At 47.4% G+C, this 18,738-nt stretch carries 11 protein-coding genes, 17 tRNA genes and 2 rRNA genes; 29 read left to right on the top strand and 1 reads right to left on the bottom strand.

Annotated features, from left to right (window positions below):
• The first annotated feature begins 1 nt into the window (after nucleotide 1).
• The 25 genes from MHB63_05455 to MHB63_05335 all read left to right on the top strand — a co-directional run bounded on the left by MHB63_05455 (nucleotide 2) and on the right by MHB63_05335 (nucleotide 12,869).
• Nucleotides 2-2,932 (top strand): 23S ribosomal RNA (locus MHB63_05455).
• 127 nt (nucleotides 2,933-3,059) lie between these two features.
• Nucleotides 3,060-3,175, top strand: a 5S ribosomal RNA gene (gene rrf / locus MHB63_05450).
• A 16-nt stretch (nucleotides 3,176-3,191) separates the two neighbouring features.
• Nucleotides 3,192-3,266: transfer RNA gene (locus MHB63_05445), tRNA-Asn, on the top strand.
• 4 nt (nucleotides 3,267-3,270) lie between these two features.
• Nucleotides 3,271-3,360 (top strand) — tRNA-Ser (locus MHB63_05440).
• A 9-nt stretch (nucleotides 3,361-3,369) separates the two neighbouring features.
• Nucleotides 3,370-3,444 (top strand) — tRNA-Glu (locus MHB63_05435).
• A gap of 15 nt (nucleotides 3,445-3,459) precedes the next feature.
• Nucleotides 3,460-3,535, top strand: a tRNA-Val gene (locus tag MHB63_05430).
• Between the two features lie 81 nt (nucleotides 3,536-3,616).
• Nucleotides 3,617-3,693, top strand: a tRNA-Met gene (locus MHB63_05425).
• Nucleotides 3,694-3,696: 3 nt separating this feature from the next.
• A tRNA-Asp gene (locus MHB63_05420) sits at nucleotides 3,697-3,772 on the top strand.
• Between the two features lie 10 nt (nucleotides 3,773-3,782).
• Nucleotides 3,783-3,858 (top strand) — tRNA-Phe (locus MHB63_05415).
• Nucleotides 3,859-3,871: 13 nt separating this feature from the next.
• Nucleotides 3,872-3,947: transfer RNA gene (locus MHB63_05410), tRNA-Thr, on the top strand.
• Nucleotides 3,948-3,956: 9 nt separating this feature from the next.
• Nucleotides 3,957-4,041: transfer RNA gene (locus MHB63_05405), tRNA-Tyr, on the top strand.
• 17 nt (nucleotides 4,042-4,058) lie between these two features.
• Nucleotides 4,059-4,132, top strand: a tRNA-Trp gene (locus MHB63_05400).
• 27 nt (nucleotides 4,133-4,159) lie between these two features.
• Nucleotides 4,160-4,232: transfer RNA gene (locus MHB63_05395), tRNA-His, on the top strand.
• A gap of 33 nt (nucleotides 4,233-4,265) precedes the next feature.
• Nucleotides 4,266-4,340, top strand: a tRNA-Gln gene (locus MHB63_05390).
• 58 nt (nucleotides 4,341-4,398) lie between these two features.
• A tRNA-Gly gene (locus MHB63_05385) sits at nucleotides 4,399-4,473 on the top strand.
• Nucleotides 4,474-4,482: 9 nt separating this feature from the next.
• Nucleotides 4,483-4,556, top strand: a tRNA-Cys gene (locus MHB63_05380).
• Nucleotides 4,557-4,577: 21 nt separating this feature from the next.
• A tRNA-Leu gene (locus tag MHB63_05375) sits at nucleotides 4,578-4,663 on the top strand.
• A 35-nt stretch (nucleotides 4,664-4,698) separates the two neighbouring features.
• Nucleotides 4,699-4,779, top strand: a tRNA-Leu gene (locus MHB63_05370).
• A 153-nt stretch (nucleotides 4,780-4,932) separates the two neighbouring features.
• The gene (locus MHB63_05365) at nucleotides 4,933-5,748 is read left to right on the top strand and encodes a cupin domain-containing protein (GenBank protein ID MEK3806024.1); all 816 of its coding nucleotides are present in this window, start codon (nucleotides 4,933-4,935) and stop codon (nucleotides 5,746-5,748) included.
• A 297-nt stretch (nucleotides 5,749-6,045) separates the two neighbouring features.
• On the top strand, nucleotides 6,046-6,987 hold the full coding sequence (locus tag MHB63_05360; GenBank protein MEK3806023.1) for a sugar ABC transporter permease: 942 nt from the start codon (nucleotides 6,046-6,048) through the stop codon (nucleotides 6,985-6,987).
• The gene (locus tag MHB63_05355; protein ID MEK3806022.1) at nucleotides 6,987-7,814 is read left to right on the top strand and encodes a carbohydrate ABC transporter permease; all 828 of its coding nucleotides are present in this window, start codon (nucleotides 6,987-6,989) and stop codon (nucleotides 7,812-7,814) included. Before MHB63_05360 ends, MHB63_05355 begins: the two co-directional genes overlap by 1 nt.
• An 82-nt stretch (nucleotides 7,815-7,896) precedes the next feature.
• The gene (locus MHB63_05350) at nucleotides 7,897-9,180 is read left to right on the top strand and encodes an ABC transporter substrate-binding protein (protein ID MEK3806021.1); all 1,284 of its coding nucleotides are present in this window, start codon (nucleotides 7,897-7,899) and stop codon (nucleotides 9,178-9,180) included.
• A gap of 157 nt (nucleotides 9,181-9,337) precedes the next feature.
• Nucleotides 9,338-11,146, top strand: a complete 1,809-nt coding sequence (locus MHB63_05345; protein ID MEK3806020.1) for a sensor histidine kinase — start codon at nucleotides 9,338-9,340, stop codon at nucleotides 11,144-11,146.
• Nucleotides 11,127-12,674 carry a response regulator gene (locus MHB63_05340; protein MEK3806019.1) on the top strand — a complete coding sequence of 516 codons (1,548 nt, stop codon included), beginning with the start codon at nucleotides 11,127-11,129 and terminating at the stop codon, nucleotides 12,672-12,674. The genes MHB63_05345 and MHB63_05340 overlap by 20 nt, the downstream gene beginning before the upstream one ends.
• A gap of 121 nt (nucleotides 12,675-12,795) precedes the next feature.
• Nucleotides 12,796-12,869, top strand: a tRNA-Gly gene (locus MHB63_05335).
• A gap of 88 nt (nucleotides 12,870-12,957) precedes the next feature.
• On the opposite strand, the gene MHB63_05330 is transcribed toward MHB63_05335, so the two are convergent.
• Complete coding sequence (locus MHB63_05330) at nucleotides 12,958-13,623, bottom strand: phenylalanine--tRNA ligase beta subunit-related protein (protein MEK3806018.1); 666 nt, start codon at nucleotides 13,621-13,623, stop codon at nucleotides 12,958-12,960.
• A gap of 78 nt (nucleotides 13,624-13,701) precedes the next feature.
• On the opposite strand from MHB63_05330, the gene queG reads away from it, so the two are divergent.
• The 4 genes from queG (at nucleotide 13,702) to MHB63_05310 (ending at nucleotide 18,632) form a co-directional block, all read left to right on the top strand.
• The gene (gene queG / locus MHB63_05325) at nucleotides 13,702-14,835 is read left to right on the top strand and encodes a tRNA epoxyqueuosine(34) reductase QueG (protein MEK3806017.1); all 1,134 of its coding nucleotides are present in this window, start codon (nucleotides 13,702-13,704) and stop codon (nucleotides 14,833-14,835) included.
• A 65-nt stretch (nucleotides 14,836-14,900) separates the two neighbouring features.
• Nucleotides 14,901-15,797 (top strand): amidase domain-containing protein, encoded by an 897-nt coding sequence (locus tag MHB63_05320; GenBank protein MEK3806016.1) that lies wholly within the window; start codon nucleotides 14,901-14,903, stop codon nucleotides 15,795-15,797.
• 46 nt (nucleotides 15,798-15,843) lie between these two features.
• On the top strand, nucleotides 15,844-16,329 hold the full coding sequence (gene trmL / locus MHB63_05315; GenBank protein MEK3806015.1) for a tRNA (uridine(34)/cytosine(34)/5-carboxymethylaminomethyluridine(34)-2'-O)-methyltransferase TrmL: 486 nt from the start codon (nucleotides 15,844-15,846) through the stop codon (nucleotides 16,327-16,329).
• Nucleotides 16,330-16,736: 407 nt separating this feature from the next.
• Nucleotides 16,737-18,632 (top strand): PrkA family serine protein kinase, encoded by a 1,896-nt coding sequence (locus MHB63_05310; GenBank protein MEK3806014.1) that lies wholly within the window; start codon nucleotides 16,737-16,739, stop codon nucleotides 18,630-18,632.
• Nucleotides 18,633-18,738 lie beyond the last annotated feature (106 nt).

Below are 18,738 nucleotides of genomic sequence, written 5' to 3'. Positions count from 1 at the left end.
TGGTTAAGTTATGAAGGGCGCACGGTGGATGCCTTGGCACTAGGAGCCGATGAAGGACGGGACTAACACCGATATGCTTTGGGGAGCTGTAAGTAAGCTTTGATCCAGAGATTTCCGAATGGGGAAACCCACTGTTCGTAATGGAACAGTATCTTTACCTGAATACATAGGGTACTGAAGGCAGACCCGGGGAACTGAAACATCTAAGTACCCGGAGGAAGAGAAAGCAAATGCGATTTCCCAAGTAGCGGCGAGCGAAACGGAATCAGCCCAAACCAAGAGGCTTGCCTCTTGGGGTTGTAGGACACTCTATACGGAGTTACAAAGGAACGGGGTAGATGAAGCGGCCTGGAAAGGCCTGTCATAGAAGGTAAAAACCCTGTAGTCGAAACTTCGTTCCCTCCAGAGTGGATCCTGAGTACGGCGGGACACGTGAAATCCCGTCGGAATCCGGGAGGACCATCTCCCAAGGCTAAATACTACCTAGTGACCGATAGTGAACCAGTACCGTGAGGGAAAGGTGAAAAGCACCCCGGAAGGGGAGTGAAAAGATCCTGAAACCGTGTGCTTACAAGTAGTCAGAGCCCGTTAACGGGTGATGGCGTGCCTTTTGTAGAATGAACCGGCGAGTTACGATCCCGTGCAAGGTTAAGTTGATGAGACGGAGCCGCAGCGAAAGCGAGTCTGAATAGGGCGAATTAGTACGTGGTCGTAGACCCGAAACCAGGTGATCTACCCATGTCCAGGGTGAAGTTCAGGTAACACTGAATGGAGGCCCGAACCCACGCACGTTGAAAAGTGCGGGGATGAGGTGTGGGTAGCGGAGAAATTCCAATCGAACTTGGAGATAGCTGGTTCTCTCCGAAATAGCTTTAGGGCTAGCCTCGAGTATGAGAGTCTTGGAGGTAGAGCACTGATTGGACTAGGGGCCCTCATCGGGTTACCGAATTCAGTCAAACTCCGAATGCCAAAGACTTGCTCCTCGGGAGTCAGACTGCGAGTGATAAGATCCGTAGTCAAGAGGGAAACAGCCCAGACCGCCAGCTAAGGTCCCAAAGTATACGTTAAGTGGAAAAGGATGTGGAGTTGCTTAGACAACCAGGATGTTGGCTTAGAAGCAGCCACCATTTAAAGAGTGCGTAATAGCTCACTGGTCGAGTGACTCTGCGCCGAAAATGTACCGGGGCTAAACGTATCACCGAAGCTGCGGACTGTTCTTACGAACAGTGGTAGGAGAGCGTTCTAAGGGCGTCGAAGCCAGACCGGAAGGACTGGTGGAGCGCTTAGAAGTGAGAATGCCGGTATGAGTAGCGAAAGAGGGGTGAGAATCCCCTCCACCGAATGCCTAAGGTTTCCTGAGGAAGGCTCGTCCGCTCAGGGTTAGTCGGGACCTAAGCCGAGGCCGAAAGGCGTAGGCGATGGACAACAGGTTGATATTCCTGTACCACCTCCTCACCATTTGAGCAATGGGGGGACGCAGGAGGATAGGGCAAGCGCGCTGTTGGATATGCGCGTCCAAGCAGTTAGGCCGGGAAGTAGGCAAATCCGCTTCCCATATAAGGCTGAGCTGTGATGGCGAGGGAAATTTAGTACCGAAGTTCCTGATTCCACACTGCCAAGAAAAGCCTCTAGCGAGGTGAGAGGTGCCCGTACCGCAAACCGACACAGGTAGGCGAGGAGAGAATCCTAAGGTGAGCGAGAGAACTCTCGTTAAGGAACTCGGCAAAATGACCCCGTAACTTCGGGAGAAGGGGTGCTTTTTAGGGTGAATAGCCCTGAAAAGCCGCAGTGAATAGGCCCAGGCGACTGTTTAGCAAAAACACAGGTCTCTGCGAAGCCGCAAGGCGAAGTATAGGGGCTGACGCCTGCCCGGTGCTGGAAGGTTAAGGGGAGAGGTTAGCGCAAGCGAAGCTTTGAACCGAAGCCCCAGTAAACGGCGGCCGTAACTATAACGGTCCTAAGGTAGCGAAATTCCTTGTCGGGTAAGTTCCGACCCGCACGAAAGGCGTAACGATCTGGGCACTGTCTCAACGAGAGACTCGGTGAAATTATAGTACCTGTGAAGATGCAGGTTACCCGCGACAGGACGGAAAGACCCCGTGGAGCTTTACTGCAGCCTGATATTGAATTTTGGTACAGCTTGTACAGGATAGGTAGGAGCCTTGGAAACCGGAGCGCCAGCTTCGGTGGAGGCATTGGTGGGATACTACCCTTGCTGTATTGAAATTCTAACCCGCAGCCCTTACCGGGCTGGGAGACAGTGTCAGGCGGGCAGTTTGACTGGGGCGGTCGCCTCCTAAAATGTAACGGAGGCGCCCAAAGGTTCCCTCAGAATGGTTGGAAATCATTCGCAGAGTGTAAAGGCACAAGGGAGCTTGACTGCGAGACCTACAAGTCGAGCAGGGACGAAAGTCGGGCTTAGTGATCCGGTGGTTCCGCATGGAAGGGCCATCGCTCAACGGATAAAAGCTACCCCGGGGATAACAGGCTTATCTCCCCCAAGAGTCCACATCGACGGGGAGGTTTGGCACCTCGATGTCGGCTCATCGCATCCTGGGGCTGTAGTCGGTCCCAAGGGTTGGGCTGTTCGCCCATTAAAGCGGTACGCGAGCTGGGTTCAGAACGTCGTGAGACAGTTCGGTCCCTATCCGTCGTGGGCGCAGGAAATTTGAGAGGAGCTGTCCTTAGTACGAGAGGACCGGGATGGACGCACCGCTGGTGTACCAGTTGTCTTGCCAAAGGCATCGCTGGGTAGCTATGTGCGGAAGGGATAAGTGCTGAAAGCATCTAAGCATGAAGCCCCCCTCAAGATGAGATTTCCCATCACATTTGTGAGTAAGAACCCTGAAAGATGATCAGGTTGATAGGTCTGAGGTGGAAGCGCGGTGACGTGTGGAGCTGACAGATACTAATCGTTCGAGGACTTAACCACAGTCTAACTAAGCGTAAGTTGCACGTGAATCTTGTTATCAAACGTTATTCAGTTTTGAAAGAATAACTTCTTTCAAAAAAAGCTTGAAATCTTCGGATTTCATAGTATAATAATTTTTGTCACTATGTCTGGTGATGATGGCAAAGAGGTCACACCCGTTCCCATGCCGAACACGGAAGTTAAGCTCTTTAGCGCCGATGGTAGTTGGGGGTTTCCCCCTGTGAGAGTAGGACGTTGCCAGGCTGGTGAAAATTATTATTCCGCAGTAGCTCAGTGGTAGAGCTATCGGCTGTTAACCGATCGGTCGTAGGTTCGAGTCCTACCTGCGGAGCCATTTTGGAGAGCTGTCCGAGTGGCCGAAGGAGCACGATTGGAAATCGTGTAGGCGGTAACCCGTCTCAAGGGTTCGAATCCCTTGCTCTCCGCCACAACTTTATGGCCCGTTGGTCAAGCGGTTAAGACACCGCCCTTTCACGGCGGTAACACGGGTTCGAATCCCGTACGGGTCACCAACATATTTTCGCTGCGGAGGATTAGCTCAGCTGGGAGAGCATCTGCCTTACAAGCAGAGGGTCGGCGGTTCGAGCCCGTCATCCTCCACCATGAAAATTTAAAGCAGCAGCGTAACGATCAAGCAGGTTTAACACCAACTTATCGGGACGAAAAAGATTACCTTATTATTATCGCGGGGTGGAGCAGTCTGGTAGCTCGTCGGGCTCATAACCCGAAGGTCGCAGGTTCAAATCCTGTCCCCGCAACCAAATGGTCCCGTGGTGTAGCGGTTAACATGCCTGCCTGTCACGCAGGAGATCGCCGGTTCGATCCCGGTCGGGACCGCCATTTTTATAAAGGCTTGGTAGCTCAGTCGGTAGAGCAAAGGACTGAAAATCCTTGTGTCGGCGGTTCGATTCCGTCCCAAGCCACCATTTACACTTATATGCCGGTGTAGCTCAATTGGTAGAGCAACTGACTTGTAATCAGTAGGTTGGGGGTTCAAGTCCTCTTGCCGGCACCACTGAAATGTGGAGGGGTAGCGAAGTGGCTAAACGCGGCGGACTGTAAATCCGCTCCCTCAGGGTTCGGCGGTTCGAATCCGTCCCCCTCCACCATTTTTAAAAAAGAATACAGGGGTATAGTTTAAAGGTAGAACAGAGGTCTCCAAAACCTCCGGTGTGGGTTCGAGTCCTACTACCCCTGCCAATTTAATTAATCTTATATAGTATAATGGCGGCTGTGGCGAAGTGGTTAACGCACCAGATTGTGGCTCTGGCATTCGTGGGTTCGATTCCCATCAGTCGCCCCTTTTTACTTAATAGGGTTTTTATTTTTGTTTTGGGCTATAGCCAAGCGGTAAGGCAACGGACTTTGACTCCGTCATGCGCTGGTTCGAATCCAGCTAGCCCAGCCATTTTCACTTTAACAGTCATCTTTGTGCACCAGCTGCATAAGATACAATTACAGCGAGTGCGGAAGTAGTTCAGTGGTAGAACACCACCTTGCCAAGGTGGGGGTCGCGGGTTCGAATCCCGTCTTCCGCTCCAGAATCTTAAGGCGGCATAGCCAAGTGGTAAGGCAGAGGTCTGCAAAACCTTTATCCCCGGTTCAAATCCGGGTGTCGCCTCCAATTTTTATGAACTCACCCTTAGCCGGGGTGGCGGAACTGGCAGACGCACAGGACTTAAAATCCTGCGGTAGGTGACTACCGTACCGGTTCGATTCCGGTCCTCGGCATCAACCAGTATCCAGTTCGAAAAAATGATCAATTTGCCGGTGTGGCGGAATTGGCAGACGCGCACGACTCAAAATCGTGTTCCTCTGGAGTGTCGGTTCGACCCCGACCACCGGTATCTATAACTACATGAAAACGAGTAAAGTCAATGCTTTGAGCAATCATAGCGTTGGCTTTTTTTGTTTTATCTGAACGCTGATTGTGTGAACAAGTACATTCGCCCACCTACCTGCATATAATGCTTTCATATGCACTGAAAGGGTGGAGAAGAATGTATTATTATCCGAATTACTGGTATCCAAATCCTTATTATCATCAGGTTCATGCACCGATGAACAGGTATTACAGAGAACCGGCCTATTGGAATTATCCAGGCAGCTACCCCTCTGAAATGAGTGATTACAGACTTTCATTAATGGATTATGGAGCAGAGCCGTTTGTTGTTAATATTAATGAAGCAACACTGCAGAATAATACTTTCCGGACGGCCTTATGGACAGGAACTCATCTGCAGCTTACATTGATGAGCATTAATCCGGGCGAAGATATCGGTTTGGAGATGCATCCTGATGTTGATCAGTTCCTGCGGGTTGAAGAGGGGCAGGGGATTGTTCAGATGGGCAAGAGCAAGGACCAATTGCCTTTCGTGAGAAACGTCTATGATGATTCAGCGATCTTCATACCTGCTGGAACATGGCACAATGTCACCAATACTGGAAAGTCTCCGCTGAAACTTTATTCAATCTATGCTCCTCCAAACCATCCGTTTGGTACGGTTCATGAAACGAAAGCGGCTGCAGAGGCTGCTGAAGAAGGCTACGGCAAAAATGGCGGGAAAACGGTGATTGATGGCAAGACTCCGGACGAATGGGTAAAGCACACGGAGTTTTTGGTGAAGGAAGGGCTTGAGGATGTGCAAAGAGGGATCAATGCGGTTCACATTCTTCAGGAGTTTATTTTGATGGGCGTGCTTGTAGGGAAAGGATACACTCCTGAGAAAGCATATGAAACAGTGGAAGAGTGGGAGCGTACGGGAGAGTCCAAGCTTCTGCAGCAGAGCAAAAAATTAGGGGGCCAAAGCGTATAGTGAGTGGTGTACCCCGGAGTATTAGTCACAATTCAGCAATGAGGAAGAACCTGGAGCTCACCAGGTTCTTTTTTTTGTTGAAGATATTTATTACACCAGCTGCCCAAAATGCCTCGTATCCGCGCATTTCTTAAGCATTAATATGATTTTTGAACTGTCATACAAAAAAAGGACAAGCCTTTCTCCCCACATCTAGTCAAAATAGTGCACCTTCTTCGTCAATACAGTATCCCCTTTTTAGTAAGCGCTATCATTATAATAAAAGAAAGCGATTACAAACTAAGGGTGGTGAGACGGTTGGAAACGAAAATTCAAACGGGGCCTGTGAGCACGAAGGCTCAGATGCAGACCGTTCCTAAGAAGAAGTTTAAGGTGAAGAGCCTGCTTGTATATGGCGCCTTTGTTGGTCCGGCGCTGCTGTTCTTCCTAGTGATCCAGATACTGCCGTTCATAATGGGGCTTTATTATTCGTTTACTTCATGGAATGGAGTCAGTTCGGCTGTTGAGTGGGTAGGTTTGGAGAACTACCTGAAGATCTTTACGAACGATCCGGCCTTTTTTAATTCTTTCCTTTTTACAACGAAGTTTATGTTTGCGGCTGTCATTATCAGTAATGTGATTGGGTTTGCTTTTGCACTGATGCTGAATGCAGCGCTTAAGACGAAGAATGTTCTGCGGACTGTCTTTTTCCTTCCGAACGTCATCGGGGGATTGTTGCTCGGGTTTATCTGGCAGTTCATTTTTGTAAAGGGTTTTGCATCACTCGGAAATTTAACGGGTCTTGAGTTTTTCAAAATGCCTTGGCTCGGCGATGAGACGACAGCGTTTTGGGGAATCGTCATCGTGTTTGCCTGGCAGACGAGCGGCTATATGATGGTCATCTACATTGCAGCTCTTCAGGGAGTGGATACTTCCCTGCTTGAGGCGGCGAAAATGGACGGAGCATCTGCTTGGACGCTATTGACGAAGATTATTGTTCCGCTGATTCTTCCGGCGTTTACGATTTGTTTGTTCCTTACAATATCAATGGCGTTTAAAATTTTCGATCTAAATATTTCTCTTACAGGCGGCGGGCCGTTCAACTCGACTCAGTCTGTAGCGATTAATATTTATCAGGAAGCCTTCCAGAATAACCGTTACGGTCTTGGTACGGCGAAGTCGATTCTGTTCTTTGTGGTTGTTGCCATCTTTACAACCGTACAGGTAATGATGACGAAGAAGCGGGAGGTTGAGGCGTAATGGGCAACCGGTATACAGGCAGAACATTTGTCCTCGAGATCATAGCAATCGCAATTGCGCTGATCTTCCTGATTCCGTTTTACTTCGTTCTAGTAAACTCAGTTAAGCCGTTTGCAGCTATCTTAATAGATGCTGCAGCATGGCCGAAGGAATTTATGTTCTCTAACTACGCCAAAGTGTGGGAGGTTATCAACTTCCCGCGGGCTTTCTGGAACTCGCTTATCATCACGGTTTTCAGTAATATTGGGTTAGTGATCATCAGCTCCATGGCTGCGTGGAAAATGGTCCGCACGCCGGGCAGATTCAGCAAAATCCTGTTTGTCCTGTTTGTAGCAGCAATGGTTATTCCGTTCCAGACGGTGATGATTCCGCTGATGAAGCTTGGAGGCATCCTTGGTCTGACAAACAGCATTCCGGGTCTGATTATCATGTATTTCGGATTTGGTGTTCCGCTTTCTTTGTTCCTTTATCACGGGTTTGTGAAAACAGTGCCTGTTGAAATTGAAGAGTCAGCTAAGATTGACGGCTGCAGTGAGTTCGGCGTGTTCTGGAGAATCGTTTTCCCTCTCCTGAAGCCGATCACGGTAACGGTAGTCATTCTGAATACGCTTTGGATCTGGAATGATTACCTGCTTCCATTGCTTGTTCTGCAGGATGCGGAGCTGCGCACGATTCCGCTTGCGGCAAGTTCATTCTTTGCGCAGTACACAAAACAGTGGGATATGGGACTCGCAGCGCTGGTGCTTGGCATTACGCCGGTCGTGATTTTCTTCCTGTTCCTGCAAAAGCACATTATTAAAGGAATCGCATCAGGTTCGATCAAGTAGATATAAAGTTTCTGCAATCTATTGATTTATAGATTGCAGGAATTTATATAAAATAAAAAGATTCAAGGAGGTCAATCCATCAATGAAACGCTTTCTGTTATTATGTATGTCATTCGTTTTCGTATTCGGCATTATGGCGGGCTGTTCGTCTAAAGAATCATCTTCAGGCGGAGATTCAGGCAAGGATTCAAAATCAGGCGATGAAGTGGTAACGCTTAACTTCTTCCAGTTTAAAGTGGAAATTGCTGACCAGCTGCAGGCAATGATTAAAGAATATGAAGCTGAGAATCCAAACATTAAGATTAAACTTGAAACAGTAGGCGGCGGTGCTGACTACGGTGCAGCGCTTAAAGCGAAATTTGCTTCAGGCGAAGAGCCGGATATTTTCAACAACGGCGGTTTTAAAGAGCTTGAGCTCTGGAAAGAAAAGCTTGCTGATCTTTCAGGCGAGCCATGGGTTGAGAACGTTCTTCCTATCGGAAAAGTGCCGATGACAGATGCAGACGGCAAGCTTTACGGAATGCCTGTCAACCTTGAAGGATACGGCTTTGTCTACAACAAAGACCTGTTTGAAAAAGCAGGCATCACTGAGCCTCCTAAAACAATCGATGAACTGAAAGAAGCTGCGAAAAAGCTTGAAGCTAAAAAGATCACTCCATTCTCTGCTGGATACGGCGAGTGGTGGGTAATCGGGCAGCATTTACTGAACATTCCATTTGCACAGCAGGAAGATCCGGAGAAATTTATCGCAGGTCTTTATGACGGTTCAGAGAAATTCACTGATAACGAGCAGTTCAAGCAGTTCAAAGAAGTTCTTGATACAGAGCTCAAATATGCAAATGACAATCCATTAACAACAGACTACAATACACAGGTTACACTTTTCGCTTCTGGCGAAACAGCTATGCTTCAGCAAGGTAACTGGACAGAGAACATGATCACAGAAATCAATCCTGAGATCAACATGGGCTTCCTTCCAATTCCAATCAGCAATGATGAGAATGCGAACAGCCTTCCAGTCGGCGTACCGAACAACTGGGTACTGAACAAAAATTCAGAGCACCTTGAAGAAGCGAAAGCATTCTTAAACTGGATGGTTTCATCTGAAACAGGCAAACGCTTCATCACAGAAGAGTTCGCATTCATCCCGGCATTCGATAACATCGAGCCTGCTGGACTTGGCGATCTTGGAACATCAATTCTTGATTACTCTAAAGAAGAGAAAACAATCCCTTGGACTTGGTTCAAATGGCCGGACGGGGCGAATAAAGAATTCGCTGCTGCCATGCAGGAATATGCTGCAGGCAAAATCGACTATGACACAATGCTTGAGCGCTTCCAGACTTCATGGGATAACTTGAAGTAATAGACTGATAGAGAAAGCATGCCCTCATGGGTGTGCTTTTTTTCATCCTTTTGCAATCCCCCCCAAGGTATTTGAAGGAAGATTCTAAAAAGTGCTTTCAAGCCTATGAAACTGGCTATATACTATAGAATAAGCTAGTCCCTGGAGGTCAGACCCCATGCTGAAACGAAGCATCCGCAACAAATTGATTGTTCTTCTGATGATTACGACCATCGTGCCGTTCGGCAGTTCCATTTTAATTACGTATTTATATACAAAAGAATCGCTTGAAGACCAGGTTGTGAAAGAAAGCAGCAACCTGCTGTACCAGGGGAAAATAAACCTTGAAAGCTATTTGAATGAGCTGAACGGTCTTACACTCTCCCTGTACAACAACCCGGATTTTATTAACTACCTCAGAGCGCCCGATGATAAAAATGACTATCAGAATGTCGGTGTTGTGAAAAATATTATGCAGACCATTCTCTACACAGGAGATACGATCAACGAGGTGAAAATTTCGTTTGCCAAAGATGACAGGGTGATTTCTGCTACTAAGCGTTCGACTGTAGTCTTTTCAACGAGTATTGAAGATGAAAAAAGTGAGGCCTTCAACAGTGCTGAGCGCAGCCCCTACAACCTGTATATCGAGCCCATGTACGCAAGCCATGAGGACAGCCCAAGAAGGGGAAGGGACATCGTGATGATGCACAGGGCGCTTACGAATGTGCCCGGAAGCGATGTACTTGGATACATCACTCTTGGCATTTCGCCTGATACGATCATTGATATGAGCCGGAATCTGTACAACCGGGAATCAGAGGAGTTTTTCCTCCTGTCATCAGAGGGGAAGATGATTTACAGTTCAAACGCCGAGATCCCGGACGGTTCCAATCAAAAGTGGATTGAGAGCGTGATGGATGCAGACACTGCATCAGGCACGTTTGAGTGGCAGGAGGATTCTTTTAACGGAGTGATGATGTACGACAGGCTTTCTGAATCGTCCGGAGGCTGGATCCTGGTCAAGCGGGTGCCGTTTCATATCCTTTATGACAGCGCATACAGTGTCGCTAAAATCAATATTCTTTTTGGTGTGATCGGTTTGTCGCTTGTGGTGCTTGCTGTTCTGTTCGTTTCCTTTAAGATGACGTCCCCGATCAGAATTCTGCTTCAGAATATTGAACAGGTTGAAAAAGGGAACATGAAGATTGCCTCGCAGTCCTTCGGATCAGATGAAATCGGGATTCTCGGCTCCCGTTTTCAGCAGATGATCGAGCGGATCAATCAGCTGATTACGAGGGAATACAAGCTTGAGCTTGAAAATAAGACAAACCAAATTAAAGTGCTGCAGTCTCAGATTAATCCGCATTTCCTTTATAATGCGCTGCAGTCGATCGGAACGGTTGCCCTTAAAAATAACGTCCCGCAAATCTATTCCCTGATTACCCACCTGTCAAAGATCATGAGATACGGGATGAATATGGAGGAGGATCTTGTTCCTCTGAGGAAAGAAATTACCTACACCAATGCCTTTCTTTTCCTGCAAAAAGAGCGGTTTGGCGAGCATTTGCAGGTGCATGTTGAGGTTGATGAGGATGTCCAGGATATTCTTGTGCCGAAAATGATTCTGCAGCCCGTGATTGAAAACTACTTTAAGCATGGCTTTGATATCCGCGACGGGATTGGAAGCATCGAGCTGAAGTGCTTCAGGGACGATGATGAACTGGTCATGAAAATCAGCGACAACGGCATTGGCGTCACGCCGAAGAGGCTGAATGAAATACATGAGCATTTCCGAGCAGACGCACTGAATAAAAAGGGCCCGGGGACAAATATAGGCCTAAAAAACGTCTATTCGCGGCTGAAGCTATATTATGATCACAAAGCAAAGCTTTTTCTGGAAAATAAAGAGGATGGCGGCTTCATGGTGACGATGAGGCTTCCGGTCCTGCAGGAGGGTGAGACGGGTGAAAGCGATCATAGTTGATGATGAAAAGCATGTAAGGGAAGGGCTCATGCTGCTCGCTGACTGGAAAAAGCACGGGATTGATCTCATTATGGAAGCGGAAGACGGCGAAGAGGCTGCAGCGCTCATTAAAGAACACAATCCTGAAATTATTTTTACAGATATGAGAATGCCAAGGCGCGACGGAATCAGTCTGTTAAAATGGCTGCATGCCGAGAACACGGCAAGCAAAACCATCGTCGTGAGCGGATATGATGATTTTGAGTACATGAGGCATGCTATCACCTATAAGAGCTTCGATTATATATTAAAGCCGATTGAGCCTGATGTGCTGAACGAGACGCTTGAGCGGGCTGTTCATGAATGGCGGGAACAGGCGAAATCAAAGTCTGCCCACGATGAGGAGAGCCGTGTCATCAATGAAGTCAGGCCCCTCTATTGGGATCAGCTTTTTTCAGGGCTTTGTCTGAAAAAAGAACTCTCAAAGGATGCTGAAGAAAACATACAGAAAGAATACGGGGTGCTTTTTTCAAGCGTTCAAAAAACGGCCGCTGTTCTCTCGCTGAAGGCATGTGAAGGAGACCGGGAAGCTGCTGCGGCCTCTATATCCGGCCTGTGCAGCGAGCACTTGAAGGACGGGCTCTGCTTTAAAAACGTGAATAAAGAGGATGAACTTGTTCTGCTTCTATGGAAGGAGAAAAATCCGCTTGCTGCGGCGGAAGAATTCATCAGGCTTGTCAAACAGAAGCTTAAGCTGAACGTTCTTGCTGCAGCTGGCAGCACCGGTTTTCAGCTGAATGAAACCTTTGGTGAGGCGGAGGCGGTTCTCCTTACACATGATCTCCGCCTGAAAAAAACGCTTGCCGCACCAAGGGACAAAGGAGACAAACCGCTGCTTCATCTGTTTGACTTTTCAAATGAGCTGAAGTGGGCGGTGCAGTCAGGCAGTATTCCTCAGACTGAAGCGCAGCTTGTAAAAATATTTGCAAAGCTTGAACAGCAGCATCATCTTTCCCTTGAGCAGATCACGCTGTGGGAAAAACAGTTTGAGCTCCTGCGAAGCAACTGGATCAAGGAATATGAAGTCAGCCACAAGGAAGGCTTTTATTCCGGAAAAGCTTACTGGGATTCAGACGGCGCTTTTTCCATGGCGAAATTTAAGGAAGAAAAAACAAAGGAATTTACAGAGCTTATCACCATTCTTTCGACCGTAAAGTATCAAAAAGAAAAAAACAACATGCAGCAAATCGAAGAATATCTTCAGCAGCATTATCAGGAGGACATTACGCTGCAGGAGATCGCAGACAAATTCTATTTAAGCAGGGAATACATCTCCCGAAAATTCAAGCAGGATTACCAGACAACCCTTACGGACTATTTGACCGGCATCCGTATGGAGAAGGCAAAATCGCTACTTGAAAATCCGTATCTCAAAATCTATGAAGTTGCATACGGCGTCGGCTACCAGAACGAAAAATACTTCAGCAAAGTCTTCAAAAAGTACACAGGCCAGACACCGAACGAATACAGGCAGACGGCAGGCAAGTAAAGGTGTCAGTCCCGCTCCGCTTTAACGCGGTGCGGGACTGACACCAATTTTCGACAAAATTATTCATTTTGTGTTGAAGAATCGTTAAGAATTTGTTAAGATATTTTTATCGCTTCTTCTTGCGGGTGTAGTTTAATGGTAAAACCTCAGCCTTCCAAGCTGATGTCGTGGGTTCGATTCCCATCACCCGCTCCATACATATACAACGCAGTGTTTCGTTTGTCAGAAAAACGGAGCATTGCGTTTTTTCATGTTCAAAAAAACCCCTCCGGAAAAGAGGGATTTACTGTATCACTTTATAATCTCCTGTGCCGCCGTGAATTTGCGTGAACATTTTCGTTAAAGATGATAACATCTCGAGTGCCTGCTCCACGTCCATGCCTGGCCTTAAATAGATCAGATGCAGGGCATTGCGCGTGTTCTCCGTGACTGCCGTCCGCCTGGAGTCAACAAACGGGCTGCCAAACGGTCCGTTTTCATCCGCAGATACAAGTTTGCCGGCCATATTTACTTCCCGTCCGTTGATGGCAAGATAGGAATCATCTGCTGCCCCAACCTTGATTTCAACGGGACCTGACAGTTCATCTGCATCGTAAATGCCAAACGGAATCTGATGCTGCAGCGAAAAGAAGTTATTGAGGTCAACAGCGGAATGAAACGGTTCGAGATACTGCTGCTTTTGGATTCTCCGGTACAGCGCCTCGCTTGAAGGACGGTAGCGCCCCGGATCTGTGCCGAGTTTTTTGAAAATGGCCCGCCACTCTTTAATCGGTTCGAGGTCCTGGACTTTTTTATCTTCCATTTCAAAGAAGATTGATTCCTGGAACAGACGCATTCTGCCTTTCAGCATTTGCGGCGATTCTGATACTTCAATGTTTTTATAGAAGATAACGCCGATTTTAAAACCGGGTACCTCCCGGGTGATTTCGGGACTGATTGAAGTTTCCATTATTTTATCCTCCACATTTTAATGACATTATTTTACCATAGAAGAAGTGACCAATCGAACGGAAAGGAGGGATAGACCATGAATGCAGCCGAATTAAAACAAGATTTAATTGCATACAGCAAAAGCATCGGCATTGATAAAATCGGATTTGCGCAGGCAACCGTTTTTGAAGAACTGAAGCAGCGGCTGATTGTGCACGAGCAAAAGGGCTATATGTCAGGCTTTGAGGAGCCGGATATTGAAAAAAGAACGAACCCGGAATTGCTTGTGCCCGGAGCAAAATCGATTATATCGATTGCCCTTGCGTATCCTTCAAAGCTGAAGGACGCCCCGAGAAGCACGAAGGAAGACAGACGGGGAATTTTCTGCCGGGCATCATGGGGACAGGATTATCATGATGTGCTGAGAGACAGGCTGAGGAAGCTTGAAGCCTATATCCTTGAAAAGCTGCCGGATGCAGAGCTCAAGTCCATGGTTGATACCGGCGAATTGTCTGACCGTGCGGCCGCCGAGAGAGCGGGAATCGGGTGGAGCGGAAAAAACTGCGCCATTATTACACCAGAATTCGGTTCTTATGTCTACCTTGGCGAAATCATCACGAATATTGCCCTCCCTCCTGATACACCGATGGAGGACCGGTGCGGCAGCTGCACGATTTGTGTGGATGCATGCCCGACAGGTGCCCTTGTTCAGGGCGGCCAGCTTGATTCATCCAAATGCATTGCTTTTTTAACTCAGACAAAAGGGTTTCTTGAAGAAAGATACCGCAAGAAGCTTGGAAACCGACTGTACGGATGCGATACGTGCCAGACAGTCTGTCCGGAGAATAAAGGCAAGGACTTTCATCTGCATGCCGAAATGGAGCCGGACCCGGAAATTGCAAAGCCGAAGCTGAAACCGCTGCTTACGATGAGCAACCGCGAATTTAAAGAGAAGTTCGGTCATGTGTCAGGTTCCTGGCGCGGGAAAAAACCGATCCAGCGCAATGCGATCATTGCTCTTGCTCATTTTAAAGATTCAACGGCGGTTCCTGAATTAACGTCCTTGATGCAAAAAGATCCCCGCCCTGTGATCCGGGGAACGGCAGCCTGGGCACTGGGTGTTATCGGTGAAAAAACGAGTCTCCCTGATTTGGAGAAAGCTCTTCAGCAAGAACAGGACGAAGAGGCGCGAGCGGAAATGGAAAAAGGGCTAGCGCTTCTTCAGCAGTAGAGTTCATACTTCCCTCCCGGTTTTCATAGAGTCTTACTAATGACACTTATGGCGGTGAGGCGTATATGAAAAAGGAACTTGCGGCTGCAGTAAAGAGCAAATTGGAGATGCTGGTCAACAATAGAAGTGCAAGGGATCTTCATCTTATCGAAGACAGTGAAACGCTGCTTAGAAAAAAGCAGATTCTAAAAGACCGGGAAGTGGAGCTTCTTAAAGGCAGAGCGGATGTGCAGGTGCTTCAGGTTGAGAACGTCACAGCCGAAGAAATGCACGTGACGTACAAGTGCCACTTTAAATATTTTCATAACGATCGGAAATCGTTCTATATGGAAGAAAAAACCGAAGACCGGATAGCCATTTTTCAAAATGGCATGATTGTCAGCGATGATAAGATTGAAGTGAACCGCGAAGATGAGACAGATGAAAACAGGGAAGACGAGTCAGATGAGCGGGTTCCGTTCCGGTATGACAGGCTCGCTGCGGTTCAGTATGCAGAGAGATGGTGGAACACGCACAATCCGAAGTATAAAAACTTTGATGTGAACTGCACGAACTATGTCTCTCAATGTCTGCGGGCAGGAGGAGCACCGATGCGCGGCTATCCCGGGCGCTCAGCCGGGTGGTGGATGCAAAACAGCAACTGGAGCTACAGCTGGACCGTTGCCCATTCCCTTACGATGCATCTCGGACATTCGAAAACAGGGCTGCGCGCATCAAGAGTCTACAAACCTGAAGCTCTCATGCCCGGCGATGTGATTTGCTATGACTTTCAGGGCGATGGCAGATTTGACCATACAACGATTGTTGTGGCAAAAGATAAATCAAACATGCCTCTGGTCAACGCCAATACGTACAACAGCAGAATGCGCTACTGGGATTATGAAGATTCCACTGCCTACACGCCAAACATCGCGTACAGATTTTATCATATAGAAGATGATGCAGGCTCAAAGAAACAATAATGAAGTGGTATAATAAAGGCAACAGATTTAGATGAGGTGAAAATAAGTGGCTTTACATGTCGTACTCTACCAGCCGGAGATCCCGGCTAACACAGGAAACATCGCACGCACCTGCGCGGCAACCAACACCGTTCTGCATTTGATCCGTCCGCTTGGATTTTCAACAGACGACAAAATGCTGAAGCGTGCAGGACTTGATTACTGGGAATTCGTCACCGTCGTGTATCACGATTCTCTCGACGAACTATTTGAAGCATATCCTGAAGGGGATTTCTACTTTATCTCGAAATTCGGCGAACAGCCCCATACAACCTTCGACTACAGCAGCGTGGAAAAAGACACGTTCTTTGTGTTCGGAAAAGAAACAACCGGCCTGCCGAAGGATCTCATTGCAGCCAACATGGAAAAATGCCTGCGCCTGCCAATGACGGGCAACGTGCGCTCCCTTAACTTATCCAACACCGCTGCGATTTTGATCTATGAGGCATTGAGACAGCAGAATTATCCGGGGTTACTAAAAAAAACGACCTAAGTGGTCGTTTTTTTTATATTATTTTTTCACGCCTGGCTTATCATTGTACCCTGCAGTAAATATAGAAACTAAAAATGTAATGCATACCCCTAGCACTAATGCTGTTTTCATCGCGGCAATTCCTCCCTTTTATGTAAATGATGACCCTTACATAGATAGTCTCATTATAGCTTATCCCTATAGGCATGTGAATAAAAATGGGGGGATTTTGTGAAATATCTTTACGAAAAGCGGAGCCGACTGGGCAGGCCTGGCAGTCAGATGAAAAATACCTAAATCCTTCTCTGACCTTCGGAGCTGAGCAAGGCGCTTCCGCTTTTCGAAATAAATTATAGAATGTTAAGGGACATCCTCGCATAAAGTGTATTAATCGCGCTCAAGTATCACCAATGATGGAGGAGGTCCTTATGGATATCTTAAAAAAAATTGAAAAGTACAGAGAAGATGAACAGCGACTGAAGTGGGAAGGAACCTTCGTTGAGTATTTAGAGATGCTGAAAGAGAAACCATGGGTTGCACAATCGGCTCATTCACGAGTTTACAATATGATCAAAGATGCCGGTATAGAGGAAGAAAACGGGTCAAAGCGCTATAAGTTCTTTGATCATAAACTGTTTGGGCTTGAAGATTCTCTTGAACGCCTTGTGGAGGAGTACTTCCATCCTGCTGCCAAACGGCTGGATGTCCGCAAGCGGATCCTGCTGCTGATGGGGCCGGTCAGCGGCGGTAAGTCCACGCTTGTGACGATGCTGAAGAGAGGTCTTGAATCGTATTCCCTTACTGACCGCGGTGCTGTTTATGCCATTAAAGGCTGCCCGATGCACGAGGATCCTCTGCATTTAATTCCCCATCATCTGAGAGAAGACTTCTTTGACGAATACGGCATCCGGATCGAAGGGAATCTTTCGCCTTTGAACCTGATGAGGCTTGAGCAGGAGTACGGCGGACGGATTGAAGATGTGATAATTGAGCGGATCTTTTTCTCTGAAGACAAACGGACGGGAATTGGAACGTTCAGCCCATCTGATCCAAAATCCCAGGACATTGCTGATTTAACAGGAAGCATTGACTTTTCGACGATTGCGGAATTCGGGTCAGAGTCTGATCCGCGCGCGTACCGATTTGACGGGGAGCTGAACAAAGCCAACCGCGGAATGATGGAATTCCAGGAGATGCTGAAGTGTGACGAGAAATTCCTCTGGCATCTGCTTTCTCTGACACAGGAAGGCAATTTTAAAGCGGGAAGATTTGCCCTCATTTCCGCTGATGAGCTGATTGTGGCGCACACGAATGAAACGGAGTACCGTTCGTTTATTTCAAACAAGAAGAATGAGGCGCTGCATTCACGGATTATCGTCATGCCTGTGCCATATAACCTGAGGGTCTCTGAAGAAGAGAGAATCTATGAAAAAATGATTATGGAAAGTGATGTTTCAAATGTTCATATTGCACCGCATACGATGCGGGTTGCTGCGATGTTTACCATATTAACAAGAATGAAGGATCCAAAGCGCGGCGACATCGATCTTGTGAAGAAAATGCGCCTGTATGACGGTGAGAATGTGGAAGGCTACAACACAGTCGATGTGGAAGAGCTGCAGAAGGAGCATGTGGATGAGGGCATGAGCGGAATCGATCCGCGGTATGTCATCAACCGGATTTCCTCTACTATTATCCGAAAAGAAATTCCGTCGATTAATGCGCTGGATGTCCTCAGATCGCTGAAAGAGGGGCTGGATCAGCACGCATCGATTTCAAATGAAGACCGCGAGCGGTACTTGAACTTCATCTCTGTTGCGAGAAAAGAGTATGATGATCTTGCGAAAAAAGAAGTGCAAAAAGCGTTCGTCTACTCGTACGAAGAGTCTGCCAAAACATTGATGGATAACTACCTCGACAACGTGGAAGCTTACTGCAACAAAAATAAAATCCGCGATCCGCTGACTGGCGAGGAGATGAATCCGGACGACAAGCTCATGCGCTCAATTGAAGAGCAGATCGGCATTTCCGAAAATGCGAAAAAGGCGTTCCGTGAAGAGATTCTTATCCGGATTTCAGCTTATGCCCGCAAAGGAAAACGATTTGATTACAATTCACATGAACGCCTACGTGAAGCGATCCAGAAAAAGCTGTTTGCCGATCTGAAGGATGTAGTCAAGATTACAACATCTTCGAAAACGCCGGATGAGCAGCAGCTGAAGAAAATCAATGAAGTTGTTAAGAGACTGATTGATGAGCATGGCTACAATTCTACGTCTGCAAATGATCTGCTGCGGTATGTAGGAAGTCTCTTAAACCGATAACGGGAAAAGCCGGGCATGGGAGTCCGGCTTTTCATCTTTAAAAAGAGAAAAGAGGATGCAGCCAATATGTTTCAACTTTTCCTCTGACGGGAAAACTAGAAGCATC

The sequence above is a fragment of the Bacillus sp. FSL H8-0547 genome, assembly GCA_038002745.1.
In the GTDB taxonomy this organism is placed as follows: domain Bacteria; phylum Bacillota; class Bacilli; order Bacillales; family Bacillaceae; genus Bacillus_P.
This window is presented reverse-complemented; position numbering and strand designations above follow the sequence as displayed.